This window comes from Bradyrhizobium sp. A5 (assembly GCF_042076515.1).
Classification (GTDB): domain Bacteria; phylum Pseudomonadota; class Alphaproteobacteria; order Rhizobiales; family Xanthobacteraceae; genus Bradyrhizobium; species Bradyrhizobium cosmicum.
Map to the genome: position 1 here is coordinate 2,561,631 of NZ_CP148990.1, position 25,275 is coordinate 2,586,905.

Annotated in this window: 26 protein-coding genes; 16 read left to right on the top strand and 10 right to left on the bottom strand. The window is 64.8% G+C overall.

Translation table 11 applies throughout. From position 1 onward, the window contains the following. Nucleotides 1-25 precede the first annotated feature (25 nt). The 6 genes from WHZ77_RS12165 to WHZ77_RS12190 all read left to right on the top strand — a co-directional run bounded on the left by WHZ77_RS12165 (nucleotide 26) and on the right by WHZ77_RS12190 (nucleotide 6,011). Complete coding sequence (locus WHZ77_RS12165) at nucleotides 26-715, top strand: TetR/AcrR family transcriptional regulator (RefSeq protein WP_375313878.1); 690 nt, start codon at nucleotides 26-28, stop codon at nucleotides 713-715. Then, entirely contained in the window at nucleotides 712-1,515 is an 804-nt protein-coding gene (locus tag WHZ77_RS12170) for an HlyD family secretion protein (RefSeq protein ID WP_375313879.1), read from the top strand. The genes WHZ77_RS12165 and WHZ77_RS12170 overlap by 4 nt, the downstream gene beginning before the upstream one ends. Next, nucleotides 1,512-2,444: an ABC transporter ATP-binding protein gene (locus WHZ77_RS12175; RefSeq protein WP_375313880.1), complete on the top strand. Its 933-nt coding sequence runs from the start codon at nucleotides 1,512-1,514 to the stop codon at nucleotides 2,442-2,444. Before WHZ77_RS12170 ends, WHZ77_RS12175 begins: the two co-directional genes overlap by 4 nt. Next, entirely contained in the window at nucleotides 2,441-3,604 is a 1,164-nt protein-coding gene (locus tag WHZ77_RS12180) for an ABC transporter permease (protein WP_375313881.1), read from the top strand. The genes WHZ77_RS12175 and WHZ77_RS12180 overlap by 4 nt, the downstream gene beginning before the upstream one ends. A 31-nt stretch (nucleotides 3,605-3,635) precedes the next feature. Further along, on the top strand, nucleotides 3,636-4,943 hold the full coding sequence (locus tag WHZ77_RS12185) for an adenylate/guanylate cyclase domain-containing protein (RefSeq protein WP_375313882.1): 1,308 nt from the start codon (nucleotides 3,636-3,638) through the stop codon (nucleotides 4,941-4,943). A gap of 153 nt (nucleotides 4,944-5,096) precedes the next feature. After that, entirely contained in the window at nucleotides 5,097-6,011 is a 915-nt protein-coding gene (locus WHZ77_RS12190; protein WP_375313883.1) for a PhzF family phenazine biosynthesis protein, read from the top strand. A 164-nt stretch (nucleotides 6,012-6,175) separates the two neighbouring features. On the opposite strand, the gene WHZ77_RS12195 is transcribed toward WHZ77_RS12190, so the two are convergent. Further along, nucleotides 6,176-6,637, bottom strand: a complete 462-nt coding sequence (locus tag WHZ77_RS12195; RefSeq protein WP_375313884.1) for a DUF488 family protein — start codon at nucleotides 6,635-6,637, stop codon at nucleotides 6,176-6,178. 9 nt (nucleotides 6,638-6,646) lie between these two features. Continuing rightward, on the bottom strand, nucleotides 6,647-7,468 hold the full coding sequence (locus WHZ77_RS12200) for a DUF72 domain-containing protein (RefSeq protein ID WP_375313885.1): 822 nt from the start codon (nucleotides 7,466-7,468) through the stop codon (nucleotides 6,647-6,649). A gap of 113 nt (nucleotides 7,469-7,581) precedes the next feature. On the opposite strand from WHZ77_RS12200, the gene WHZ77_RS12205 reads away from it, so the two are divergent. The 4 genes from WHZ77_RS12205 to WHZ77_RS12220 all read left to right on the top strand — a co-directional run bounded on the left by WHZ77_RS12205 (nucleotide 7,582) and on the right by WHZ77_RS12220 (nucleotide 11,248). Next, on the top strand, nucleotides 7,582-7,962 hold the full coding sequence (locus tag WHZ77_RS12205; RefSeq protein ID WP_375313886.1) for a hypothetical protein: 381 nt from the start codon (nucleotides 7,582-7,584) through the stop codon (nucleotides 7,960-7,962). Between the two features lie 142 nt (nucleotides 7,963-8,104). Beyond that, nucleotides 8,105-8,305, top strand: coding sequence for a hypothetical protein (locus WHZ77_RS12210; RefSeq protein WP_375313887.1), 201 nt, complete (start codon nucleotides 8,105-8,107; stop codon nucleotides 8,303-8,305). 264 nt (nucleotides 8,306-8,569) lie between these two features. Continuing rightward, entirely contained in the window at nucleotides 8,570-9,715 is a 1,146-nt protein-coding gene (locus WHZ77_RS12215; protein WP_375313888.1) for a glycosyltransferase family 2 protein, read from the top strand. Between the two features lie 30 nt (nucleotides 9,716-9,745). Continuing rightward, the gene (locus WHZ77_RS12220; protein ID WP_375313889.1) at nucleotides 9,746-11,248 is read left to right on the top strand and encodes a glycosyltransferase family 39 protein; all 1,503 of its coding nucleotides are present in this window, start codon (nucleotides 9,746-9,748) and stop codon (nucleotides 11,246-11,248) included. Nucleotides 11,249-11,422: 174 nt separating this feature from the next. Here the strand turns inward: WHZ77_RS12220 and WHZ77_RS12225 are convergent, their stop codons facing one another. Both WHZ77_RS12225 and WHZ77_RS12230 read right to left on the bottom strand, forming a co-directional pair. Further along, complete coding sequence (locus WHZ77_RS12225) at nucleotides 11,423-13,309, bottom strand: CHASE2 domain-containing protein (RefSeq protein WP_375313890.1); 1,887 nt, start codon at nucleotides 13,307-13,309, stop codon at nucleotides 11,423-11,425. A gap of 77 nt (nucleotides 13,310-13,386) precedes the next feature. Beyond that, nucleotides 13,387-13,911: a FecR domain-containing protein gene (locus WHZ77_RS12230; RefSeq protein ID WP_375313891.1), complete on the bottom strand. Its 525-nt coding sequence runs from the start codon at nucleotides 13,909-13,911 to the stop codon at nucleotides 13,387-13,389. A 731-nt stretch (nucleotides 13,912-14,642) separates the two neighbouring features. On the opposite strand from WHZ77_RS12230, the gene WHZ77_RS12235 reads away from it, so the two are divergent. Further along, nucleotides 14,643-15,719, top strand: a complete 1,077-nt coding sequence (locus WHZ77_RS12235; RefSeq protein ID WP_375313892.1) for a DUF2778 domain-containing protein — start codon at nucleotides 14,643-14,645, stop codon at nucleotides 15,717-15,719. Nucleotides 15,720-15,798: 79 nt separating this feature from the next. On the opposite strand, the gene WHZ77_RS12240 is transcribed toward WHZ77_RS12235, so the two are convergent. The 4 genes from WHZ77_RS12240 to WHZ77_RS12255 all read right to left on the bottom strand — a co-directional run bounded on the left by WHZ77_RS12240 (nucleotide 15,799) and on the right by WHZ77_RS12255 (nucleotide 19,426). After that, nucleotides 15,799-16,623, bottom strand: coding sequence for an SDR family NAD(P)-dependent oxidoreductase (locus tag WHZ77_RS12240; RefSeq protein ID WP_375313893.1), 825 nt, complete (start codon nucleotides 16,621-16,623; stop codon nucleotides 15,799-15,801). Between the two features lie 83 nt (nucleotides 16,624-16,706). Beyond that, complete coding sequence (locus WHZ77_RS12245) at nucleotides 16,707-18,071, bottom strand: caspase domain-containing protein (protein ID WP_375313894.1); 1,365 nt, start codon at nucleotides 18,069-18,071, stop codon at nucleotides 16,707-16,709. A 109-nt stretch (nucleotides 18,072-18,180) separates the two neighbouring features. Next, the gene (locus tag WHZ77_RS12250; protein ID WP_375313895.1) at nucleotides 18,181-18,819 is read right to left on the bottom strand and encodes a glutathione binding-like protein; all 639 of its coding nucleotides are present in this window, start codon (nucleotides 18,817-18,819) and stop codon (nucleotides 18,181-18,183) included. Between the two features lie 13 nt (nucleotides 18,820-18,832). After that, nucleotides 18,833-19,426 carry a cysteine hydrolase family protein gene (locus WHZ77_RS12255; protein ID WP_375313896.1) on the bottom strand — a complete coding sequence of 198 codons (594 nt, stop codon included), beginning with the start codon at nucleotides 19,424-19,426 and terminating at the stop codon, nucleotides 18,833-18,835. A 130-nt stretch (nucleotides 19,427-19,556) separates the two neighbouring features. On the opposite strand from WHZ77_RS12255, the gene WHZ77_RS12260 reads away from it, so the two are divergent. The 3 genes from WHZ77_RS12260 (at nucleotide 19,557) to WHZ77_RS12270 (ending at nucleotide 21,617) form a co-directional block, all read left to right on the top strand. After that, nucleotides 19,557-20,396: a LysR family transcriptional regulator gene (locus WHZ77_RS12260; protein WP_375313897.1), complete on the top strand. Its 840-nt coding sequence runs from the start codon at nucleotides 19,557-19,559 to the stop codon at nucleotides 20,394-20,396. A gap of 121 nt (nucleotides 20,397-20,517) precedes the next feature. Continuing rightward, nucleotides 20,518-21,261, top strand: coding sequence for a signal peptidase I (gene lepB, locus WHZ77_RS12265; RefSeq protein ID WP_375313898.1), 744 nt, complete (start codon nucleotides 20,518-20,520; stop codon nucleotides 21,259-21,261). 68 nt (nucleotides 21,262-21,329) lie between these two features. Next, a complete protein-coding gene (locus tag WHZ77_RS12270) occupies nucleotides 21,330-21,617 on the top strand; it encodes a GIY-YIG nuclease family protein (protein WP_375313899.1) in 288 nt (95 codons plus the stop codon). Nucleotides 21,618-21,772: 155 nt separating this feature from the next. Here WHZ77_RS12270 and groL read toward each other — a convergent pair whose 3' ends face one another. Then, on the bottom strand, nucleotides 21,773-23,413 hold the full coding sequence (gene groL / locus WHZ77_RS12275) for a chaperonin GroEL (RefSeq protein ID WP_375313900.1): 1,641 nt from the start codon (nucleotides 23,411-23,413) through the stop codon (nucleotides 21,773-21,775). A 45-nt stretch (nucleotides 23,414-23,458) separates the two neighbouring features. Next, nucleotides 23,459-23,773: a co-chaperone GroES gene (locus tag WHZ77_RS12280; RefSeq protein WP_015685161.1), complete on the bottom strand. Its 315-nt coding sequence runs from the start codon at nucleotides 23,771-23,773 to the stop codon at nucleotides 23,459-23,461. A 379-nt stretch (nucleotides 23,774-24,152) separates the two neighbouring features. Between WHZ77_RS12280 and WHZ77_RS12285 the strand changes: the two genes are divergently transcribed. Continuing rightward, the gene (locus WHZ77_RS12285) at nucleotides 24,153-24,440 is read left to right on the top strand and encodes an usg protein (RefSeq protein WP_375313901.1); all 288 of its coding nucleotides are present in this window, start codon (nucleotides 24,153-24,155) and stop codon (nucleotides 24,438-24,440) included. Nucleotides 24,441-24,600: 160 nt separating this feature from the next. Continuing rightward, nucleotides 24,601-25,140: a cupin domain-containing protein gene (locus WHZ77_RS12290; RefSeq protein ID WP_375313902.1), complete on the top strand. Its 540-nt coding sequence runs from the start codon at nucleotides 24,601-24,603 to the stop codon at nucleotides 25,138-25,140. Nucleotides 25,141-25,275: the final 135 nt, after the last annotated feature.

Below are 25,275 nucleotides of genomic sequence, written 5' to 3' on the forward strand. Positions count from 1 at the left end.
CTGACCAGTCAGTCATAAATCGATCATGACAAAGAAGCCAGCCAAGCCCGTCATGCCATCTGCAGTCCGCGCCAACGCCCGTGCACCCGCAGCCGGCGAGGCGGCCCCCGCCAAGAATCGCGCCACGCGCGCGGCTGAACGGCGCGCGGCGATCGTGGAGGCAGCGATGGAGGAGTTCATCGCGCGCGGCTTTGCCGCGACACGGCTCGACGACATCGCAAAGCGAGCCGGTGTCGCCAAGGGCACGATCTACCTGCACTTCAAGGACAAGGAATCGATGTTCGAGGAGCTGGTGCGCACCGTGATCGTGCCGGTGGTCGCGCGGCTGACTGCGCTGCCCCCGCCGACCGGCTCGGTACGCGACCTCGTCGAGGCCTTCGCCGGCAACTTCCTCAAAGAGGTGATCGGGACCAGGCGCGGCGATCTGGTGCGTCTGATCGTGGCGGAGGGGCCGCGCTTTCCGTCCGTTGCCGATTTCTACTACCGTGAAGTGGTTTCGCGCGGGATCGCCGGCATGCGCGCGCTAATCGAGCTCGGCATTGCCCGCGGCGAGATCCGCGAGAAGAACCTCGCGCGCTACCCGCAGATCCTGGTCGCACCCGCGATGATCGCGGTGATCTGGCAGAGCCTCTTCGCGCGGCACGCGCCGCTCGACGCGCAGGACATGCTGCGCGTTCATCTCGATTTGATTTTTGGCGAACGGAGGGCGACATGAGGTCGTCGCAGGCATTTTCTAGATTCGCATTGGCCATCGTGCTTGCAGCCGGCCTTGCCGGCTGCAAGGAGAAGCGCGATCCCGGCTTCCAGGGCTGGGTCGAGGCCGACATGATCTTCGTCAGCCCGGACGAAGCCGGCCGGGTGACGAAGCTTGGGGTTCGCGAGGGTGACCAGGTGAAGGTCGGCGATGCCATCTATTCCGTCGACGACGATCTCCAGCTCGCCGACCTCAACCAGAACAAGGCGACGCTGGCGAACGCGCAGCAGACCTATGACCGTGCGGCCTCGCTGAACAAGACCGGCTCGGGCACGCAGGCCAATCTCGACTCCGCCGTGTCGGCCTTGCGCGTGGCGGAAGCGCGGGTCGTGACGTCGGAGACGCGGCTGGCGCGGCGCAAGGGCTTTGCGCCCGTCGCCGGCACCATCCAGCAGATCTATTTCCGCGAGGGCGAGATGGTGGCGGCGCAGCGGCCGGTGCTCTCGATCATGCCGCCGGGCAACATGAAGCTGCGCTTCTTCGTGCCGGAGACCGAACTGCCGAAGCTTGCGATCGGCGACACGGTGCGCGTCGCCTGCGACAATTGCGCCGCCGATCTCACCGCAAAGATCTATTTCATCGCGACCTCGGCGGAATACACTCCGCCAGTGATCTACAGCGTCGATGAGCGCAACAAGCTCGTCTATCTCATCCAGGCGCGGCCATCGCGCCCCGATGCGCTGCGCGTGGGCCAGCCGATCGACGTCTATCTCAATCCCAAGAATCTTGAAAATAAGACTCCGGTGGCGGACAAGCGATGAGCGGCGGCAACGGCATCGCGATCGACGTCAAGGGCCTGACGAAGTCGTTCGGCGGCCGCGAGGTCGTGCACGATCTGTCGATGCAGGTGAAGCGCGGCTCGATCTACGGCTTCCTCGGGCCCAACGGCTCGGGCAAGACCACGACCATCCGCATCCTCTGCGGCCTGCTCACGCCCGACAGCGGCGAGGGCACCTGCCTCGGCTTCGACATCCTGAAGGATTCCGAAAAGATCAAGCGTCAGGTCGGTTACATGACCCAGCGCTTCAGCCTCTACCAGGACCTCTCGGTCCGCGAGAATCTCGAATTCGTCGCTCGGCTCTATGGCCTGCGCGATGCACGCGGCGCTGCGCGCGAGATGATCAAGCGGCTCGGGCTGTCGGGCCGCGAGGAGCAGCTTGCGGGTGAGCTCTCCGGCGGCTGGAAGCAGCGGCTGGCGCTGGGGGCCTGCACGCTGCCCAGCCCGAAATTGCTCCTGCTCGACGAGCCCACCGCCGGCGTCGACCCCAAGGCGCGGCGCGACTTCTGGAACGAGATCCACGCGCTCGCGGCCGACGGTCTCACCGTGCTGGTCTCCACCCATTACATGGACGAAGCCGAGCGTTGCCACGAGATCGCCTATATCGCCTACGGCCATCTTCTTGCGCACGGTACGGTGGAAGAGGTGATCGCGAAGTCGGCGCTCACGACCTACACCGTGACGGGCGAAAACCTGAACGAACTCGCGGCCGCGCTTGCCGGCAAGCCCGGCGTGGACATGGTGGCGCCGTTCGGGACTTCGCTGCACGTCTCCGGCCGCGACGTCGCCGCGCTCGAAGCCAGCATCGCGCCGTGGCGCGAGCGCAGCAGCCTGCACTGGCAGAAGTCGCCACCATCGCTTGAAGACGTGTTCATCGAGCTGATGGGCCGCTCCAAGGACAATTTTCAATGAGCGCCGTCGATCAACCGGCCCCGGTGCATGAAATCCGCGAGCGCTTCGGCTTCCTGCGGCGTTCCTATGCGATGCTGATCAAGGAATTCATCCAGCTCAAGCGCGACCGCGTGTCGTTCGCGATGATTGTGATGCTGCCGGTGATGCAGCTCCTGCTGTTCGGCTATGCCATCAACACCACGCCCCACAATCTGCCGAGCGCGGTTTTGTTGCAGGAGGATAGCGATCTCGCCCGCTCGGTGCTGAAGGCGATGGAGAACACCGCCTATTTTCGTTTCCTCTACGAGGTGCACGACGTCGAGGATTTCGACAATCTGCTGAAATCCGGCAAGGTGCTGTTCGGCGTCGAGATCCCGCGCGGCTTCGAGCGCGCGGTGCGGCGCGGCGACAAGCCGGCGCTGCTGGTCGCAGCCGACGCCACCGATCCGGTCGCGGCGAGCGCCGCGATCGGCTCGCTCGGCATGGTCGTGCAGACCGCGCTTAAGCACGATCTCTACATCGGCGATCCCCCGGAGATGCCGTTCGAGATCCGCGCCCATGCCCGCTACAATCCGGCCGCGTCCTCCAGCCTCAATATCGTGCCGGGCCTCGTCGGTACCATCCTCACCATGACCATGCTGATCTTCACCGCGCTCTCCGTCACGCGCGAGGTCGAGCGCGGCACCATGGAGAGCCTGCTGTCGATGCCGATCAGGCCGGTCGAGGTGATGTTCGGCAAGATCATCCCTTACGTGCTGGTCGGCTTCCTTCAGGCCTTCCTGATCATCGGCATCGGCGTGCTGCTGTTCGGCGTGCCCGTGCTCGGAAACCTGGTCCTGCTGGCGCTGCTCTCGACGTTGTTCATCACCACCAATCTGTCGATCGGCTACACCATCTCGACGCTGGTGCAGAACCAGCTCCAGGCGATGCAGATGTCGATGATGTTCTTCCTGCCGAGTATTCTGCTCTCCGGCTTCATGTTTCCGTTCGCCGGCATGCCCGCCTGGGCGCAGTATGTCGGTGAGTGCCTGCCGCTGACCCATTACCTGCGCATCGTCCGCGCCATCATGCTGAAGGGCGCGAGCATGCAGAATTTGCACTTCGACACGCTGGCGCTGGCGACCCTGATGCTGGTCGCCATGACCGTCGCCGTGACACGCTTTCGCCGCACGCTGGATTGAGGCAAGATGCCCTTGAATCGAAGGGGGCGGGATGGTCAGGTTTGCGAGCAGGAAGAGACGGCAGCATGCCGTCTTGTCGGAGGAATTCGAGCGCGAGCTGACGCGGGAAGTGCTGCGCACCGAGCTGTTGCGGGTGCGGGCGCTGGTCATGACGGGCTGCGTCATGATGGTCTTCCTCACCGCGATCTATCTGGTCGACCCCGCCGTCGTGAACCGGGTCTGGCGCGGGAGCGAGGGTCTCGCCGAAGTCTACGGCCTGTTGATCGGTTTCATCCTGTTCGAGGTCTGGGTCCATACCCAGATCAGGAAGAACCTCAAGCTCGATCGCGACCTGCCGGTGATCCGGCGCTACATCGGCGCCTTGATCGAGACGTCGTTGCCGACCGTGATCCTGATCCTCCAGATCCGGACCATGGGCACGACCCAGGCGCTCGGCTTCGCCGTGCCGCTGATCTATTTCATCTTCGTCATCCTCTCGACCCTGCGGCTCGATTTCTACCTGTCCACCTTCACCGGCCTTGTCGCTTCGGCCGAGTTGTTCGTCGTCGCGCTGATCTATGATCCCGCCAGCGGAAGTGGCGAACCGCAGACTTATTTTCACGCGGTGCGCAGCACCATCATCCTGATCTGCGGCGTGCTCGCGGGATCCGTCGGCGCGCAGTTGCGGCGGCAATTTGCTGCGAGCATTGCCGCTGCCACCGCGCGCGATCGTGTGACGAACCTGTTCGGCCAGCACGTTTCGCCGCAGGTGGTGGAACGGCTGATGGCGGAGGGCACCAGCGCGGCCGGCGACCTGCGCCGCGTCGCCGTGATGTTCGTCGATTTTCGCGGCTTCACCGCCGGCGCACAGTCGCGTAGCCCGCAGGAGGTCGTCGACCGGCTCGACGGCGCCTTCGCGGTTCTGGTCGACATCCTCGACCGCCAGGGCGGCATCGTGAACAAGTTTCTGGGCGACGGCTTTCTCGCGCTGTTCGGCGCGCCGCTGGAAGCCTCCGATGCCGCGCATCGCGCGGTTGCTGCCGGCCGCGAGATGCTGACCGCAATGGATCGCATCAACGCCCAGACGACCTGGCCGCTGCGCATCGGCATCGGCATCCATTTCGGCGAGGTCGTCGCCGGCAATATCGGCTCGCCCCGGCGCAAGGAATACACCGTTATCGGCGACACCGTGAACTTCGCTTCGCGCCTGGAGGCGCTGAACAAGGAATTCGGCTCGCAGCTCCTGATCTCGGCGACGGTGCGCGCGGCGCTCGGCGACGACGGCAAGGATGCCGTCGCGCTCGGCGAGGTTGAGGTGCGCGGCTATGAGCAGAAGGTGGCGGTGTATCAACTGGGCTGAGAATTATTCACGGCGAGCGCAGAAGACGTTCGCTGCGCCATGGCGATTGCTCCGATTGCTCCGAATTTTGGGGAATGACGGAGGATATCGCCGGCTTGTAGATTGCTGCGCGATGCGGCCGATCGCGGTCGCGACTGTCATGAGGAAGTGACGATGCAGCGCCGCTACATCACCGTCGACGTATTCACCGATCGCGCCTTCGGCGGCAACCAGCTCGCCGTGGTGCTCGACGCCGCCGGTCTGTCGACGGAGCAGATGCAGGCGGTCGCGACCGAGTTCAACTATTCCGAGACGACCTTCGTGCTGCCGCCGCGCGACAAGGCCAACGACGCCGAGGTGCGCATCTTCACGCCGGTGAGGGAGATGCCGTTCGCAGGTCATCCCAACGTCGGCACGTCCTTCGTGCTCGCGAGCCTCGCGAAAGAGCCGAAGCAGCGCCTGCTGTTCGAGGAGAAGGCGGGACTCGTGCCGGTCGATATTTTTCGGGAGCAGGGAAGGGTGGTCAGCACCGAGCTGACCGCGCCGCAGCCGCTGTCGCGACTGGCGGAGATTTCCGCCGCCGATGTTGCGGCCTGCATCTCGCTGACGGCTGATGACATCAGGACCGATCACCATGCGCCGCAAGTCGTCGGCGTCGGAACGCCGTTCCTGGTGGCGGAGCTGCATTCGCGCGATGCGCTGAAGCGGGCGAGGCCCGACGCGGCCGCATTCGGCAGGGTGCTGCCGCGCGACGACGCCCGCTCGGTGTGGTTCTACACGCGCGACGTGCCCGCGTCGGAGGCGCCCAGCGAGCGGCAGGCGCGCATGTTCATGCGGGGCGCCGGCGGCCTCGCCGAGGATCCCGCCACCGGCAGCGCCACCGTCGCCGCCGCAGCGCTGTTCGCCGATCTCGATCCCACGCGCGACGGCGAATTGAAGCTCACGGTGGGCCAGGGTTTTGACATGGGCCGGCCGAGCCTCTTACTGACCCGCGTGCGCAAGCAGGACGGCAAGATCGTCTCAGCTCATGTCGGCGGCAGTTGCGTGCAGATGATGGAAGGGACGTTCCGGCTGGCGGGGGAAGAGTAGGCTCGCGTTTCCAAATTCGTGCTGCACGCCGCCACGTAGATCCATCCTGAGGTGCGAGCCCTTGCGAGCCTCGAAGGATGCGCGGCCGAGATGCCCCATCGGTGGCACGCCGTCGTCCTTCGAGGGCCGCTGAAGAAACGGCCACCTCAGGATGAAGGCTACGGCTACACCTGCCGTCCCGCCAGATTATTCACCGTCACCCCATCGCGCTCCTCGATCACCTCCGCGATCATCTGGCGGTGGCAGTGCGTATGGTCGCGCTCGTAGCAGAGCAGGCACACTGGACCTGCCTTCTTCACCAAAGCCGAGAGTTCGTCCATCTCTTCCCGGGCTTGCGGCGTCTTCAGGTGCTTCGAGTAGATCTTTTCCAGCACATCGTATTGTCCGCTGCGCGCGGCGAGGCGGCCCTCTTTCGGCGTGCCGAGCGCTGCGAGGTGGACATAGGCGATGCCGCGTTCGTCGAGCCCCGCGGCAAGCTGCTTCTTGGAAAAGCCGGGCCGCCGGGATGACGTCACCGCGCGCACGTCGACCACGAGCTTGACGCCGGCCTCTTCCAGTTCGTCCAGCACCGCCTTCGGCGGCGTCTGCTCATAGCCGATGGTGAAGAGCTTTTTCGCCTTTGCCATGCCGCATCCTCAGTTCACCCGCGCGATCAGTTCCATGGCGCCGTGCGGTGCGCGGACCTTGCCCTCGTGAATGACATAGGCGAACACGTCGCGCGGCTCTTTCTTCGGCTTGGCCTTGTCGACCTTCGGCAGATCGTCGGGTTCACCGCCCGCGGCCCAGGCCTGGAGGCGCTCCGCCCAGGCATCCAACTGCTTCGGTGGATAGCAGGTCTTGATCTCGTCATTGCCCTTTTGCAGCCGGGCATAGACGAAATCGCTGGCGACGTCGGCGATCGCCGGATATTTGCCGTGCTCTGCGAACACCACGGGCGTCTCGAATTCGCGGATCAGTGCGATGAAGTCAGGCGTGCAAAAACTGTCGTGGCGGACCTCGACGACATGGCGCAGCGCGCGCCCCTCGAGCTTGCGCGGCAACAGCTCCAGGAACTTGCCGAAATCGGCACCGTCGAATTTCTTGGTCGGCGCGAACTGCCACAGCACCGGTCCGAGCCGGTCGCCGAGCTCCAGCACGCCGGAATCATAGAACCGCTTGATGGAATCGCCGGCCTCGCCGAGCACGCGTCGGTTGGTGGCAAAGCGCGGCCCCTTGACCGAGAACACGAATCCGTCCGGCACTTCGCTGGCCCATTTGCGAAAGCTCTCCGGCTTCTGCGAGCCGTAATAGGTGCCGTTGATCTCGATCGAGGTCAGCTTCGAGGCCGCATAGGACAGCTCCTTCGCTTGCGTCAGCTTCTCCGGATAGAACACACCGCGCCAGGGCTCGAAGGTCCAGCCGCCGATGCCGATGAAGATGTTGCCGGATTTTTTGGACGCGGTTTTTGCTTTGGCCACGGAGGATCTCGCATCGTCGGGGAGGGACCTCATCCTAATCAAACCAGATTTGATTGGCCAGTTGCTGTCTCCCGTCTAAGCTCGCGACTGGATCTGCAATAAGGGAGAACAAGATGCGGATGCTGATGCTGGGAGCGGCGCTCGTCATGATGACATCTGCTGCCATGACACAAGCTGTCAGGGCTGACGATGACGATGCGAAGGGGGCGCAGAAGCTCGCCATGCAGGGCCGCGACGATTACTGGCATTGCCTGGCGCGGGAATATTCGCGCGACAGCAATCAGGGCCTCTCGGAACAGGATTTTGGCCGCTCGGTTGCCGGCGCCTGTCCGTCGGAACGGCAATATTACCGGGTCGCCTTGCTGGATTATCTCACCACGCAATATCCGGCCATCGATGCCGGCGCTCATCTCGCGACCGCGAACAAGGCAGTGGAGTCGGCGCAGAAGGATGTCGTGACGGCCTTCGTAAAGCACAGGCCGCCGCAGAAGTAGGGAATCGGAGTAGCGAATAGCGCAGAAAGCCGGTCCGCCTCATTCGCTACGCGCTACTCGCTATTCGTCCCTTCGGGAGCCCTTCCGGCCCCGCGCTCATCCATGGTATCAGTGGCCGCTTCTGGAACAGGGATGGATTTCCATGTCGTCTGAGTCGGTGGGTGGCATTTTGGGCGCGATCGTCGCGGCGATCGTGCTTGCGGCCGCCGTCGTCTTCGGGCCGATCGGCCAGTACGGCAAGCCGCCCAAACCGGCGAAAGTCGAGCCTGCTCCTGCTGCGGCGCCGGCGGCACCTGCCGCACCCGTACCGCGTGGTCCGGTGATCAAGGAAGTCCCGAACTAGCGGCGGCCCCAAAAACGGGGGTTTTTGCCCCCTTGAAAAGCGGTTTTGCCGTCCCCATTTAGTCTGTAACGGCGACGTTGAGCGGAAAACTCCGGCGCTGGGACGACCTTGGAATAGCATGGGCTCGCGCCGGATGTACGCGCGGTCCGCCGTTCCGGGGTCGTTGGCGTTTTAGCTCCTTTTTTGGGCCGTTCCCCCTCGGAAAACCCGGCTTGGCATCGCAGAACTTGGCAGCGCAGGACGCGGCGGATATACGCTGCCGTCATGAATGAAGCGATCAGACCGGGCACCGACTACCCGCCGCAGGCCCAACAGGCATCTTCGCCGTCGCCGCAATTGTCGGTCGTCGTCCCGACCTTCAACGAGCGTGACAACGTCACGGTGCTCTACCGGCGGCTGGAGGCGGTGCTTGTCGGCATCGCCTGGGAGGTCGTGTTCGTCGACGACAATTCGCCTGATGGCACCTGGGACGTCGTGCGCGCGCTAGCCCAGCGCGACAGCCGCGTGCGCTGCATTCGTCGCATCGGCAGGCGCGGCCTGTCGGGCGCCTGCATCGAGGGAATCCTGGCCTCCAGCGCGCCCTATGCGGCCGTGATCGACGCCGACCTGCAGCACGACGAGACGCAACTGCCGAAGATGCTGTCGCTGCTAGCGAGCGGGCAGGCCGACCTCGTGGTCGGCAGCCGCTACATCGAGGGTTACAAGAGCGAAGGTTTCAACAAGCAGCGCGCCGGCGCCAGCGCGCTCGCGACCGAACTCGCCAGGAAGGCGCTGCGGATCGAGATCGCCGATCCCATGAGCGGCTTCTTCATGGTCCGCCGCGATCGCTTCGAGCAACTGGCGCCGAAATTGTCGGTGCATGGCTTCAAGATCCTGCTCGATCTCGTGGCCAGCGCAAACGGCAGTCTACGCGCCGTCGAAATTCCCTACACGTTCGGCGAACGCCAGCACGGCGAGAGCAAGCTCGATTCCATGGTCGCGCTGGATTTTCTCGGTCTGGTGCTGGCCAAGTTCACCAACGACGCCGTCTCGCTGCGCTTCATCCTGTTCGCGATGGTCGGCGGCATTGGCCTCGTGGTGCATCTCACCACGCTGTTCATCGCGCTTCGGCTGATCGAGGTGCCGTTCGCGGAGGCGCAGGCCGCCGGCGCCGTCGTCGCCATGACCAGCAATTTCGTCCTCAACAACTTCCTCACCTATCGCGATCAGCGGCTGAAGGGTTTTGCGCTGCTGCGCGGCCTGATCGCATTCTACATCGTGTGTAGCGTCGGCCTGCTCGCCAATGTCGGCGTCGCGTTCTCGGTCTACGACCAGGAGCCGATCTGGTGGCTGGCCGGCATGGCCGGTGCGCTGATGGGCGTGGTGTGGAACTACGCGATGTCCGGGCTGTTCGTTTGGCGCAAGAAATAGCGCGTCAAGGAAACCGGCAAGGAAACCGGCATGGGCGGGGCTGACGCGCGGATCGTCCGCAATACGGCGCTGGTGATCCTTGCGCTCGTGGCGCTGCGGCTCGTCGCGGCCGCGTTCACCCCGATCACGTTCGACGAAGCCTATTACTGGATGTGGTCGAAGAATCTGGCGGGCGGTTACTATGACCACCCGCCGATGGTCGCCTATGTGATCCGCGCCGGCACCATGATCGCCGGCGACACCGAGCTCGGCGTTCGCGTGTTCTCGATCCTGCTCGCGCTGCCGATGAGCTACGCGGTCTATCGCTCCGCCGCGATCCTGTTCGGCGGCGCGCGCGTGGCGGCGACCAGCGCCATCCTGCTCAATGTGACGATGATCGTCTCGATCGGTACGATGATCGTGACGCCCGATGCACCGCTGCTAGTGTCCTCCAGCTTCGTGCTGTTCTTCCTCGCCAAGGTGCTGGAGACCGGCCGCGGCGCCTGGTGGCTCGCGGTGGGCGCGGCCGTTGGCGCGGCGCTGCTGTCGAAATACACCGCGATGTTCTTTGGCGCGGCGATCCTGATCTGGCTCGGGGCCGTGCCGAAGCTCAGGCACTGGTTCCTCTCGCCCTGGCCGTATCTCGGCGGGCTCGTTGCGCTGGCGCTGTTCTCGCCGGTGATCCTGTGGAATGCGGACCATCAATGGGTCTCGTTCGCAAAGCAGCTCGGGCGTGCGAAAATCGAGGATTTCCGCCCGGTCTTCATCGCCGAGCTGATCCCGACCCAGATCGCGTTCGCAACGCCGCTGGTCTTCATCCTAGGCGCGATGGGGCTGCACGCGCTGACCTGGCGCCGGGCTGGAGCGCTGGCCTCACGCGTGCTGATCGAGACGATGTTCTGGACCATCGTCGCCTATTTCGTCTGGCATTCGCTGCACGCCCGCGTCGAGGCCAACTGGTTCGCGCCGGTCTACCCGCCCTTCGTCGTCGCCGCAGCGGCGGCCGCCAACCTCGTGCAGTGGAAGCCGCGCGCGCGCCGCCTGGTGGATTTCTGCCTGCGCTGGGCCGCGCCCACCGGCATCGTGATGTTTGCAGCACTGATCGTGCAGGCCAACACCGGCTGGTTGTCGGGCTATCGCCGCGATGCGACCGTGCGCAGCGTCGGCGTCGGCTGGCGCGAGCTCGCCGCGGGCATCGAAGACGTGCGCGTGCGCAACGGCGCGACCTGCGTTCTCGCGCCGGATTACGGCACCACCGGCTGGCTCGCCTTCTATCTGCCGCGCGGCACCTGCGTGGTGCAACAGAACCAGCGCATCCGCTGGGTCAACATGCCCGAGCCCGATCCCAGGCTGCTCGCCGGCAAGCTGCTCTATGTCGATGAGCTGCGTCCGGACGGCAATCCCTTCCTCAGGGATCTCTTTGCGCAGGTGACCCAGGTTGCGCAATTGCAACGCAAGCGCGGCCCGCTCGTGGTCGAGACCTACGGCATCGATCTGCTCGAAGGCGCCAAGGGCGACGTGCTGGATCGCTCGCCGCCGCCGGAAGCGAGGTAGTTGTTTGTCGTCCCCGCGAAGGCGGGGCCCATACCGCGAGATCTCTCGATGAACGCAGGTGTCCGTACCGCGGTGACACCGGCTCACTACCAGTCTTCGCCCAAACTTCTCCCTGTGGTTATGGGTCCCCGCGTTCGCGGGGACGACAGCGGAGTGTTGAGTGGGCGGCGGACCTCAGTCGATCATCGCGGCTTCGGCTGCGGCCTGGCTGGGCCCGTTCCGGTCGCGCCAGAGCCAGACGGCTATGACGCCGGCGCGGCCGCGAACCTGGGTGAGCAGCGGGCCTGTCAGAACGCTGTCGGGATCACCCTGGAAGTCGGCCGCATCCAGCAGCGTATCGGTCAGCGCGAGCCGCGCCTTGTTTTGTGCGGCGACCTCCATCAGCCGGCTCGCGACGTTGACGGTGTCGCCCGTCGCCGTGATGTGCTGGTGGCTTTCGCCGAGACGAGAGGCGACGATCGGACCGAAATGCGCGCCGATCTTGAAGCCGAGCCGGCCGCCGATCGCAGGGGGCAGCGCCGCGATCCAGCTTTCGACGCGACGATGCAGGTTGATCGCGCACTTCAGCGCGCGGGCGGCGTCGTCGGGCATCGCGCCGGGCAGGCCGAACAGGATCATGGCTCCGTCGCCGAGAAAGCCGGTGATCAGGCCGTCGCAGTCGACGGCGGCCTTGTCGATCAGCGCGTGAAACGCCTTCAGCAGATCCTGGAGCTCGTCCGGATCGGCCCGTTCGCTGATCGCCGTGAAGCCGGAGAGATCGATGAAGACGATTGCTGCGTCCTGCCGCACGGGCCTGGACAGGAAATCGGGATCGCGCGCCAGCCACGCCTGCACCGCCGGCGCCTGGAATTGCGCGAGCGACCGGCTCTTGGCAGCGAAATATTGCGTGCGGCGGCCGCCCACCCACAGCTGCATGCCGGCAAAGACCACGACCGGCGGGACGGCGGCAGCGAGCGTGGTCGCGGCATTCAGCCAGACGCCGTGCGTGAACGCGAACAGATTCAGCCCGGCCCAGGCGATCATCACCGCGGCCGCGGCCATGATGCCCGGCGCACTGCGCCGCCAGGCAAGCAGGCCGACCAGCAGCATCGGTAGCAGGATCGCGCTGAGCGCGTCGGCGATGCGGACCTTGCGGTCGCGCACGATGCCGTCGCCGGCGACGAGATGGGTGATCGCGGTCGAGACCACCTCCACGCCGGGCATCAGGGAATCGAACGGCGTCGGGTAGAAGTCGCCGCCGCCGGCGACCGAGGCGCCGATCACGACGATCCGGTTCTCGATCGCCGCGCGATTGAGCGTGCCGTCGAAAATGCTCTGCGCGCTGACGGTGCGGATGGTGCGGCGCGGGCCGTAATAGGTGATCGGCAGCGCGAAGTCGGTATCGGTCGGCACCGTGCGATCGCCCAGCAGCAGATGGTCCGGCGCGATCGTCAGCGGCTTGTCGAGCGCACGGCTCGCGACGCGCAAGGGGAACGAGAGCTCGACCTTGTCTGCCGTCCGGAACAGCATCGGCACCGAGAGCGGCGAGCCCGACTGGCCCGTCGCAACGTTGACGACGCCGACCTCGGCGTGGTCGGCGAATGCAGGCAGCGGCAGCAGGAAGCGCTCGGCCTGCGGCAGCGCGGCGAGGGGGCCGTCGCTGCTCGGCTCCACGGTCTCGCTGGCCGACGGGAAGATCGCCGCCGCGGCGAGGACCATGGGGCCGGTGGCCAGCGTGTTGGCGAGTGTAGCGTCGCCGATCGCGGCGCTGCGGTCGACCAGAAGCAGGTCGATCGCGATGACCTTGGGCTTGAACTGCACGATGGTGTCGACGACGCGGGCGAGATCGGCGCGCGGCAGCGGATAGCTGCCGCCGCGCTTCACGACGGTGTCGTCGATTGCGACGATGGTGACGAGATCGGGCGGAGACTGCACGCCGCGGATCTGGGTCCGCCAGTCCGTCAGCGTCGCCTCGAGCCGGTCGAGAAAGCGCAGATGACCGTTGGCGTGGCCGGCATAGATGCCCGCGCCCCACAGCGCGGTGAGGACGAGTGCCACCAGAATCTGAACGCGTCTCTTCATTACGTCGTACTGCAATCTTCTTTGTTGTCAGGCCTGACCGAGCAGGCCTTATTGACCGGGTCCTACTGAGCCAGGCGTCATTGACCGAGTCTTGCCATCAGCGCGTCGACGCGCGGCTGGCCCCATGTCTTGACGGCCAAAGGGCCGGTTGCCTCGACATCGACGCCTTCGCCGGGACCCAGCACGACGCCGCGTCCACGCGCCCTGCGGCTCACGCCGACGCGGCCGTCGGCGACGAAGACCGAAGTCTTTGCATCTGCGACATCGACCGCCCATTTGGTGCCGCGCACCGCGGCGATCGCTTGCGGCGTCAGCACCTTGAAGGGATTGCCGCCGGGCTTTTTGCGCACTTCGACCAACAGCGCTTTGCTGCTCAACTCCACCGAGTCTATATGTCCGTCGCGGTTGGCGTCCTTTAGTTCAAATCTGGCACCGCTTTCGGCGACGATGGTGACGCCGTTGTCGCAGCGCCAGGTCTGCGTGCCTGCGGCCGTCGGCGATGCCGTGCAGCCCGCCTTGGCGGCAGGCTGTGCACCCGCAGATCCAGTCAACAGAACCAACCCCGCCAGAGCGAAAAACCCGGCGCGCGCGAACCCTCTCATGCCAGCCTCCGTTTGCGTGCTCGGCACAGTTCAAGGCGATGTTGATACGGCACCGTATCACACGCAGAGGCTGCTGAATAGTGCCGCTCTGGCAGCTATTTCCTCGCTGCGGCATTTTCCAGACAGGCGCGATCAACTTTCAGTCAGGGACTGTCGGACGAGTTCGGCCTGCATGGTTCGAGGCGCCCGCTTTGGCGGGCTCCTCACCATGAGGGTCTGAAATCTCGCCGCAGAACGCGCCCTCATCCTGTGGGCCCGCGGGAGGCTGGCGTCTCGGAGGATGGCCGTCGGCGGGAGGCGGATCCGCCAGCCTCGGGCAACGCTTCACGGCTATCGTCCGGGTATTGAAGACCACGAAAACGACTTGGTTGGATGGCCTAGAGAGGCGGCCGGAGAGGTTCGCTGACCGTGCTGAACCGGCCGAGAATTATAGTTAACAGATGCGCCTAAGTCCGTAATTCTGCGGACTTTTTCTCGAAATGGCACAGCGTTAACGAGTTGCCCTACATCTGCCCGAACTTAATCCGCATTTAACTAAAAGTCGCCTTAATGACGCTCCGGCCCTCTGCGAAATGCTGTTCCCGGATCGTGACCAGCGGCACTTCTAAGGGGGACTTAGTGACACCGTCCTGGACGCAAGGCGAATGAGTACGAGTATCGCGGCGCAAAGTAACGCGGCACGGAAGCCCGAGAAACCTTCTAAGAATTCTCTTCGGAAACCTTCCCGGAAAATGACCAACACCAATTGGCTTGGCGCTGCCGCCATCGGCTGCGCCGTGCTCGGCGCCGGCTGGACCGTCTACACCAACGTCCTCGGCGCCAGCGTCTATCCGAGCGTCGGCAGCACCGGCTACGACGAGCCCGTGATCAAGCGCGCGCCCAAGGTTGCGCTGCGCGAAGCGGGCGACGCCATCAAGGAAGCCTTCGCGCTGTTGCCCGACCGGCTTCAGGTCGCAGCTCCGATCTCGCGCGAGATGTTCAACGAGCGCTTTGCCGCGGCCGCGACCCAGGGCGTGGCATCCAATGCATCGAGCGCCGTGCCCGCGACTCAGGTTGCCGTCGCCAAGGATGCCCCGAAGCAGAGCGTGATCGCGAAGGTCGCGGAGGCGCTGAAGCCGGCGGCACCGGCCAAGATCGCGGATGCCGCCAAGGCCAAGCGCGGCGCCGAGGCGCCGGTGCAACTGGCTTCAGCCGATCCGGCCGAGATCGTCCCGGCGCCCGAAGCAAAGCCAAAGTCGTTCGCCGATCGCGCCAAGGCTGCGGTGATGTCGATCACCGGTCCCCGCCAGTCGATGGTGGAAAAGCTCTGGGGCAAGCGTGAGCCGTCCGGCGGCCTGCTCGCCTATGCTTCCGCCGATGCCAGCGTGACCGCCTCGATCGCACCGCGGGAGCAGAACCCCATGCTCGGCGGTTCGGCACCCTATGAGCGCGACACCGCGGTCTACGACATCACTGCCAAGATGGTTTACCTGCCCGACGGCACCAAGCTCGAGGCGCATTCCGGCCTCGGCTCCAATCTCGACGATCCGCGCTCGTCGAAGGTGCGCATGCGCGGTGTCACGCCGCCGCACATCTATACGCTGAAGCCGCGCGAGGCGCTGTTCCACGGCGTGCCGGCGCTGCGCCTGACCCCGATCGGCGGCGAGAGCGCGATCTACGGCCGCGACGGCCTGCTCGCGCACACCTTCATGCTCGGGCCGAACGGCGACTCCAACGGCTGCGTGTCGTTCAAGGATTACTACGCATTCCTCGACGCCTACCGCAACAAGGGCATCCGCAAGCTCGCGGTGCTGGCGCGGGTGGACTGATCCCAGCTCGTTCTCGATGATGCAAAAGGGCCGCCCGCAGCGGCCCTTTTCTTTTTTCTGCGTCGCTCGGTGGAAGCGCTCAACCCGGCCAGCACTGTCCGCCGCCGTCAATCCTCAGCACCTGGCCGGAGACGAAGGCACCCATGGGGCCGGCGAAAAACTCGACGACGCGTGCGACCTCGTCGACGGTCGCGATGCGGTCGAGCGTGCCGGTCTCGACCATCCTGTCGGGGTCCACCGCGCGGGTGCCGAGGAAGCGGCCGGTGCGGGTATCGCCGGGCGCGATACAGTTGACGGCGATGTCGAAGGGGCGGAGCTGGTCGGCGAGGCATCGCGTGTAATGGGTCACGCCGGCCTTCGACACCGCATAGATCGCGCCATTGGTGCGTCCCTTGAACGCGGCGACCGAGCCGAGCGTGACGATGCGGCCGCGCCGCCGCTCCATCATGCCCTTCGCGACCGCCTGGCAGGTCAGGATGGTCGAGAGCAGGTTGCGCTCCAGCACCGCGCGCACGTCGGCCTCCTTGATGTGCACCGCGTCGTTCGGATCGGGCTTGCCGCCGGCAGCCGCAATGTCGCCGCCGGCATTGTGCACGAGAATGTCGATCGGTCCGAGCGCGGCTTCCGTCTCGGCAATCACGCGCGCGATGTCCTCGCCTTTGGTGAGATCGCCGAGCACGCGCTGGCTGCGGACACCAAATTCCTGGCCGATCTCCGCGGCCACCGCGGTCAGCGTGGTGCCCTCACCATATTCCGCCGGCCCGTTTTCGCGCATGCCGTGAATGGCGACGTCGGCGCCGAGCGCGGCAAGCTTCTCCGCGAAGGCGCGGCCGAGCCCGCGCCCCGCGCCGGTGACCAGCGCTACCTTGCCTGCCAAAATCTTCGCCGCGTCATGCGATGCCATGATCTTGTTCCTGTCGTGAGATGTCGGTCCGCCGCGGGATCGAGGCCGATCGCCATCGCCTGCGCCCGCGTGATATCGCACGATCAGCGTTTGACGAAAACTAGATTGCAGGCCCGCGCCTCGTTGCGCTTGCCGCTGCCCCGGCTGCGGTCGAACTGCGCGTCGACCGTAAAGGCGTAGGGCGAGCCGGGCGGCACGTTTCCGAGCGTATAGCCGCTCCCGCCCGTCGTACCGCGCGCGCTCAAGGTCGTCTTGCCGTCCGCCGGGATCTGGCCGTCGATCTCCAGCCGGTTGACACCGCTCGGCCCCTGCGCCTCGGCGTGAAACACGCCGTTCGTCACGGTTGCCGCGAGGGCTCTGGTGAAGCCCTGCGCCTTGCCGCTGGTCTGGCAATTCAACGTCACGTCCCAGTTGCCGTCAAAATCCTTGCTGCCGCCTACTCGGGCATTGCCGGCCGCCGGCGCAAGCGCCGTCTTCTGCTTCAATCCTTCAACGCGCGCCCTGGCGAGGGTCGCGAAGATGCAATTCGGGAATCTGGCGAGATGGTCTTCGTAGGCCCCCAGCGTGCCGATGCCGTCCGCGGCCTTCCAATGCGCCTCTGCGGCTGCGCAGGGATCGGGCCGCGGCGGGGCCTGGGGCGCGGCTGGCGCCACCGTGACCGACACCGGCCCGTTCAGATAGAACTTTCCGATGATCGACAGCGACAGCTCCGGGAGCTGGGTCTTGCCGCTGGAGTCATAGACATCGCTGCTGATGTCGCGGAAGACGTCGCCGATTTCCTGCGGCTCCTCGATGTGCTTCAGGAATGCGGTCGTGTAGGGACTGTTGCGGCCGCTGCCGTCGGCGGCGGTCTGTCCGGATTGCGTCGAGAACGACACGATCGTGCCGCGCGGCGCTTCGACCTTCGACAAGCCGCGTCCGATCGAGGCTGCGCGCGTCGCGGAGCGTTTGAGGGTTTCGGCCAGCGGGTTGTCGCGGCAGGAATCCAGCACGAGGATGCGCAGGTTCTTGGCCTGCTGCAGATCGTTCACGATGTCGTCGACCCGCACGAAGCGCTTGAGATCCGCTTCATCGGTCAGCACGGCGTCAACCGGCATCAGGTAGTTCACGCCGTTGTACTGCATCGCATGTCCGCTGTAGTAGAACAGCGCGACATCGGCCCGGCTCGCGGCGCGCGCGAAGCGGATGGTCAGGTCCTGCATGTCGGCCTGGCGCAGGTCGATGCCCTGGAAAACCTCGAAGCCGCTGCGCTTGAGCGAGCTTGCTACGTCCTCGGCATCGTGCGCGGGGTTCGGGAGCTGCGCCGTAGAGGCATAGGCGCCGTTGCCGATCACCAGCGCAACCCGGGTGTCCGCCGATGCGGGAACAACGCAGAGCCAGCAGGCGAGGAGGGCCAGAGAGAACCCGGGCAAGAATCCGGACAAGTGAAATCTCGAAAGAGCGCGCATGAATACCGTCCGAGGAAAAATCGAAAAATATCCCCCAGATTAGCGCACGCGGCACCGACTTCAATGCCCTTGCCGGGAACCGCTCGGATCTGGCGGCCGTGGCATCCCGTCACGCCGGGCTCGCGGCCACCGTCTTGCGCAGCGCTATCTCGGTCGCGATCGCCTCCCGCACTGCGGGGCGCGCCTGCATGCGGCCGAGATAGGCCGACAAGGCTGGCCATTGCGCGATGTCGACGCCGGCCGGGCGAAGCAGCAGCAAGGCCCAGGTGAGGTGAGCATCCGCGACGGTGAAGCTGTGACCGACGAGGAATTCGCGGTCCGCCAGATGTGCTGACGGCACGGACAATGTCTGTGCGATCCTCGCGCGCGGCTTGGCCAGCGAGCCGTCGTCCTTGTACCAGAAGGTCGGGAACAGGAACGCCTTGTGGATCTCGGTGCCGATGAAGCTCAGCCATTCCTGCAGGCGGTAGCGGTCGGGATCGCCGAAGCCTGGCGCAAGACCGGTCTCGGGCTTCACATCGGCGATGTATTGCAGCACCGCGGCGCTCTCGGTCAGCCGTTCGCCGTTCTCCAGCACCAGGACGGGCACCGCGCCCTTCGGCGAGACGCCGCGAAAATCGCTGCCGTCGTCCGCGACCTTCTTCGTCCAGATGTGGGCGAGGTGATACTGCGCCTCGATGCCGGCCTCCATCAGCGCGATGCGGCTGGCGAGCGAGCAGGCCATCGGAAAGAAATAGAGTTGCAGCATCGCTCACGCTCCGTCAGGTCAGCACATCGCCTTGCGCGATGATCGCAAACCGGTCCGACAATTCGGCCAGCGCGACCTCGTGAATCGTGCGTGCCGACAGCGCGCCGCCGCGGCCGTCGGGCAGGTCGCGGGTGGCGCAGGCGTCGGCCGCGATCGTGGTGCGCAGCCCGAGGTCGAGCGCGGCGCGCGCCGTTGAGCTGACGCACATGTGGGTCATGAAGCCCGCCAACACGATGTTGGTGCGTCCGGTCGCGGCCAATTTGGCTTGCAGGTCGGTACCGGCAAAGGCGTTCGGCAGTGCCTTCTCGATCACGGGCTCGCCCGCGAGCGGCGTCAGGCTCGACACGATCGCCCCGCGCTCGGCCTCGCGATCGAACAAGCTGCCGGCGCGACCCTTGTGCGCGATGTGGAAGATCGCCGCGCCGCTCTGCCGCGCGCGGGCGAGCAGTCTTGCGGCGACCGCGATCGCGGGCTCGGCGTCGGGCAAGGCGAGGGGACCGGAACGATATTCGTTCTGGATGTCGATCAGCACCAGGCAGGAGTCGGCGAGCTTGGGCGGATTGAGATCGGCGCCGGAGAGCTCAAGCAGGGTCTTGGGAGCGGTCATGCTGGTCAGGCCTTCTAAGGGGGATCGGATGGCGCGACCCTAGCCCGGCGCAAGCCTGCCGTTGTGCAGGACTATTGCAGTATATGGCTGCAAATTTGCAGGAAGCGATCGCCCCTGCTAGCTTGTCGCCATGAACTGGGACGATCTGCGTATCATTGCTGCGGTGAGGGACGAGGGCACCTATGCCGGCGCCAGCGCGCGGCTGCGCATCGACGAGACCACGGTCGGCCGCAGGCTTGCGCGCATCCAGCGCGATCTCGGCGTGCCGCTGTTCGACGCGGTGGACGGGCTGCGCCGGCCGACCCGCCATTGCGAAGCGGTGCTAGAGCATGTCGGCGCGATGGCCGCGCATGTCGCCGCGATCGATCGCATCAAGGAGAGCCAGGTGGGCCCGGTCGGCCGGCTGCGCATTGCCTCGACCAATGCGGTCGCCGAGGAGCTGCTGGCGCCGCACACCAGCGCCTTCCTGCGCGATCATCCCGGCCTGACCCTCGAATTCCTGACCTCCAGCGGCAACGTCAAGTTCTCGCGCTGGCAGGCCGATCTCGCCATTCGCCTGCGCAAGCCGGAGAAGGGTGATTTCACCATTTCGAAGCTCGGCGATATCAGGCTGTATTTCTTCGAGCCCGCCGACCGCAACGGCGGCGAACCGGTCACATGCGTCTATCCGGACGAGCTCGACGCCATTCCGGAGCAGCAGTTCCTGCGCGCCAAGCGGCTGCAGAACATGCGCTGCGTCACCGACAACGTCCGCATCATCAAGACCCTGATCCAGTCGCATCAAGCCGTCGGCGTGCTGCCCGAGCACAGCTGTGCCCCGCTGCTCGCCGACCGCAGCCTGCACGCGACGCTGCTGCCGAAGCGCCGTGATGTCTGGCTGCTGGTGCAGAATCATCTCAAGCGCGATCCGGCAACGCGGCTCACCATCGCATGGGTGCGCCACTGCTTCGGGGATTTTTCGCGCGGCTGACGGCCGGTGGCCTTGCCGTGAACGCGGTCCACCCATGGCGCGACCAAGTTTTGGGAGCGAAGGGATTGCACGCGCGCGAAGGTTGCGTAATCTCGCGAGCAAAAGTTGAGATCAGGCAGGCATGACCACTCTTCAGCACACCATCCGGCCGCGGGCCAGGTCGCAGGAATGGAAGGCGATCGTCATCCTGATCCTGCTGATCCCGGTGCTGTGGTCGCCGCCGTTCCTGTTTCGCTTCTTCCTGTATCAGCCGTTCAGCATTCCCTCCGGCTCGATGATGCCGACGCTGATGACCGGCGACTACGTGTTCGCTTCGAAGCGCGCCTATGGCTACGGACCCTATTCGTTTCCCTTTGCATCGTCCCTTATCTCGAACCCGGTCTTTGCCGCGGAGCCCGAATATGGCGACATCGTCGTGTTTCGCACGCCAAAGGACATTTCGGTCGACTACGTCAAGCGCGTGGTCGGGCTGCCCGGCGACCGCATCCAGATGCGGCAGGGCCAGCTCTTTCTCAATGAGAAGCCGGTGACCCGCGTCGCCCTGAAGGAGACGGACGGCGAGGCCGCCTGTGGCACTGACGACGCGAAAGTCAGGAATTGGCGCGAGACTTTGCCGAACGGCGCGTCCTACGTCACCTACGACTGCGTCGACAGCGGCTACTACGACAACACCAGCGTCTACACCGTGCCGCCGGGCCATCTCTTCGTGCTCGGCGACAACCGCGACAACTCCACCGACAGCCGCGTGATGACCGCCATAGGCTTCGTGCCGATGGACAATCTGGTTGGCCGCGTGACGCGGATCATCTGGTCCCTCGACGACGACGGCGAGCCGCGCTTCGAGCGGATGGGCAAGGTGCGGTGAGGCATGTTCTGTCATTCCGGGGCGGCGCAAAGCGCCGAGCCCGGAATCCATAACCACAGGCGGAGCGAATGGCCTACTACGTTTACATCCTCGCAAGTAGGAAACAAGGCACGCTCTATATCTGCGTGACTAGTGACCTAGTGCGCCGTGTGTACGAGCACAGGACTAAAGCTGTACCCGGCTTCACGACGAAGTACGGCGTGGACAAGCTCGTCTTGTTCGAGATCTACGATGATGCCGCAACCGCCATCGCGCGCGAGAAAGAACTCAAGAAGTCGCGCCGGGATTGGAGGACACGGCTGATCGAGGAGCAGAACCCGAGTTGGGATGATCTCTATCCGGGGATAAGCAACTGACGTTCGTGGTTATGGATTCTCAAGTGCGCAATTGCGGACCATAGCTCGCGACTTCGTGCGCCCCGGAATGACGAGGAAGAGCTTGCCCCAAAAACAAAAACCCCGGCATCGCTGCCGGGGTTTCGCATGTCGTATCTTGCCTGAATGGCTGGACCTTAGAAGTCCATGCCGCCCATGCCGCCGCCCGGGGGCATTGCGGGGCCGGCGCCGCCCTTCTTGGGCAGCTCGGCGACCATGGCCTCCGTGGTGATCAGCAGGGCCGCAACCGAGGCTGCGTTCTGGATCGCGGTACGGACCACCTTGGTCGGGTCGATGATGCCCTTCTTGACGAGGTCGCCGTATTCACCGGTCTGGGAGTCGAAGCCATAGGCGTAGGTCTTGCTCTCCAGCACCTTGCCGACGATCACCGAGCCGTCTTCACCGGCGTTGATCGCGATCTGGCGAGCGGGAGCCGACAGCGCCTTGCGCACGATCTCGACGCCGGTCTTCTGGTCGTCGTTCTTGGTGCGCAGGCCCTTGAGCTGCTCGGAGGCACGGAGCAGGGCGACGCCGCCGCCCGGGACGATGCCTTCCTCGACCGCGGCGCGGGTCGCATGCATCGCGTCATCAACGCGATCCTTGCGCTCCTTCACCTCGATCTCCGTGGCGCCGCCGACGCGGATCACCGCGACGCCGCCGGCCAGCTTGGCAAGACGCTCCTGGAGCTTCTCACGGTCGTAGTCCGAGGTGGTTTCCTCGATCTGCGCCTTGATCTGGGCCACGCGCGCCTCGATGTCGGCCTTCTTGCCAGCGCCGTTGACGATCGTGGTGTTCTCCTTGTCGATCATCACCTTCTTGGCGCGACCGAGCATGTTGAGCGTGACGTTCTCGAGCTTGATGCCGAGGTCTTCCGAGATCGCCTGGCCGCCGGTCAGGATCGCGATGTCCTGCAGCATGGCCTTGCGGCGATCGCCGAAGCCCGGAGCCTTGACGGCCGCGACCTTCAGGCCGCCGCGCAGGCGGTTCACGACCAGGGTCGCAAGCGCTTCACCTTCGACGTCCTCGGCGACGATGACCAGCGGCTTGCCGGTCTGCACCACGGCCTCGAGCAGCGGGAGCAACTCGTTCAGCGAGGAGAGCTTCTTCTCGTTGATGAGGATGTAGGCGTCGTCCATCTCAACGCGCATCTTGTCGGCGTTGGTGACGAAGTAGGGCGAGATGTAGCCGCGGTCGAACTGCATGCCCTCGACGACGTCGAGCTCGGTCTCGAGCGACTTGGCTTCCTCGACGGTGATGACACCCTCGTTGCCGACCTTCTTCATGGCGTCGGCGAGGAACTTGCCGATCTCCGCGTCGCCGTTGGCCGAAATGGTGCCGACCTGGGCGATCTCGTCGTTCGAGGTGACCTTCTTGGAGTTCTTGACGAGGTCCGCGACGACGGCTTCGACAGCGAGGTCGATGCCGCGCTTGAGGTCCATCGGGTTCATGCCGGCAGCAACCGACTTGGCGCCTTCGCGTACGATCGCCTGGGCCAGCACGGTCGCGGTGGTGGTGCCGTCGCCGGCCGCGTCAGCGGACTTGGAAGCGACTTCGCGCACCATCTGCGCGCCCATGTTCTCGAACTTGTCGTCGAGCTCGATCTCCTTGGCGACGGTGACGCCGTCCTTGGTGATGCGGGGAGCGCCGAACGACTTGTCGAGGACGACGTTGCGGCCCTTCGGGCCAAGCGTGACCTTCACTGCGTTGGCGAGGATGTCGACGCCACGCAGCATCTTGTCGCGTGCATCGACGCCGAATTTGACTTCTTTAGCTGCCATCTGGATTTTTCCTTGAGGTGTTTAGCTGGGTGAGAGAGGGGGCTCTTAGGCCGCCTTCTTCTTGGAAGCGGGGACGTCGAGGACGCCCATGATGTCGCTTTCCTTCATGATCAGCAGGTCGACATTGTCGATCTTGACCTCGGTGCCGGACCACTTGCCGAACAGCACACGGTCGCCAACCTTCAGGTCGATCGGGATCAACTTGCCGGCTTCGTCGCGGCCACCCGGGCCCACGGCGACGATTTCGCCCTGCGAGGGCTTTTCCTTGGCACTGTCGGGAATGATGATGCCGCCAGCGGTCTTCTCTTCTGCGTCGATGCGCTTGACCACGACGCGGTCGTGAAGCGGACGGAATTTCATGCAGTCCTCCTAAGCAATTGCTCGGGTTGATGTTTCTGGAATTGTTAGCAGTCCCGACTGGCGAGTGCCAGCGCGGGCATTGCTCAGATAAGCCAGGATTTTTGCGGGGACAAGGGCTTCTAGCAGAAAAATAAGCACTCAGAAGGCCCGCCTGCCAATTTCCTTTACCATCGTTAACCTGTCTTTGGGGCCGTATTAGCACGGAGCCGCATCTGCTGCTAACGCATTGAATTTCAACAGCTTGTTAAACTTTTGGGCTTGAGATGGATTGTCAGTTTGCGTCACATTTCTCTCATGTGAGCGCATCGTTTCCGGGTGGCTCGTAAGCAGCGTACCGGCAAGCCACCCTTGAATATGCGCTCCTGCAAAGGAGGTTGGCATGGTCTCGCGGGTTGGGGTTGTTTCCGACGACTTTCGGAAACAGGTGCTGGGTTACGGGCTGACGACGGCGCAAATCCTCTATCGAATGCCGGATCATCCCTCGCTGCTTCAGACCTACGTCTGGCAGAATTACGATCTCTTTCCGAAATTCCCGGCGCTGAAGGACTTTTTGGCCTTCTGGCAGGAGAAGCTCGACGGTCCGCTCCACTCGGTGACCGTTGCACATTCCAAGCTGATCAAGCCCGCCGAGCTGCGCGCCGTGGATGGTGTGTTCCGGCTGCATTGAAGCGCGCACCGGTTTCGTAGGGTGGGCAAAGGCGCGCACGCGCCGTGCCCACCATCGCTCCGCAATCGTATCTGACAATGGTGGGCACGCTGCGCTTTGCCCACCCTACGAGACCTGTTTGCGTGCTACCCTCTCCCCATAACAACAGGGGAGGCGGCTCATGGCCAAGAAGGTGAAGTCGCGCAGCGCAGCGCAAGTCGCGGTGAAGAAGCGGAGCGGAGCCAAGGTCGCCGTGCGATCCTCCGCGCGGAAGGCCGTGAAGGCGAAGGCGCGCGCAACGCCAGCGAAATCAGCGGTCAAGCAACCCGCACGTCCCAAGCAGCGCATCGCAATCAGCCATCACCGCGAAGAAGACTTCAAGGCCGACGGCCTGCGCGCCTACGCCAAGTACCGCGACCTCGGCATCGCCGCTGCAAGCCACGGCCTTGCGCAAGCCCATGTGATCCGGCTGCAAGGCCCGTGCGATCCGGCCGAAGTGTCGAAGCTGCACTTTCACCACGTCGACTTCCAGATGGTCTACGTGCTCAAGGGCTGGGTGAAGACCTACATGGATGGGCAGGGCGAGACCCTGATGAAAGAAGGCAGCGCCTGGACCCAGCCGCCGAAGATCAAGCACATGATCCTGGATTATTCCGATGACGTCGAACTGCTGGAGGTGATCCTGCCGGCGGAATTCAAGACGGTGGAGTTGAAGGCGTAGGCGCTGGTGGGAAGAGCGCGCCGGTCTTTCTTGCCGTCATTCCGGGGCGCGTAGCGCGAACTACGGTGCGCAATTGCGCACCTGAGAATCCATCGGGCGGCAGTACGCGTGGCAAAATGGATTCCGGGCTCGCGA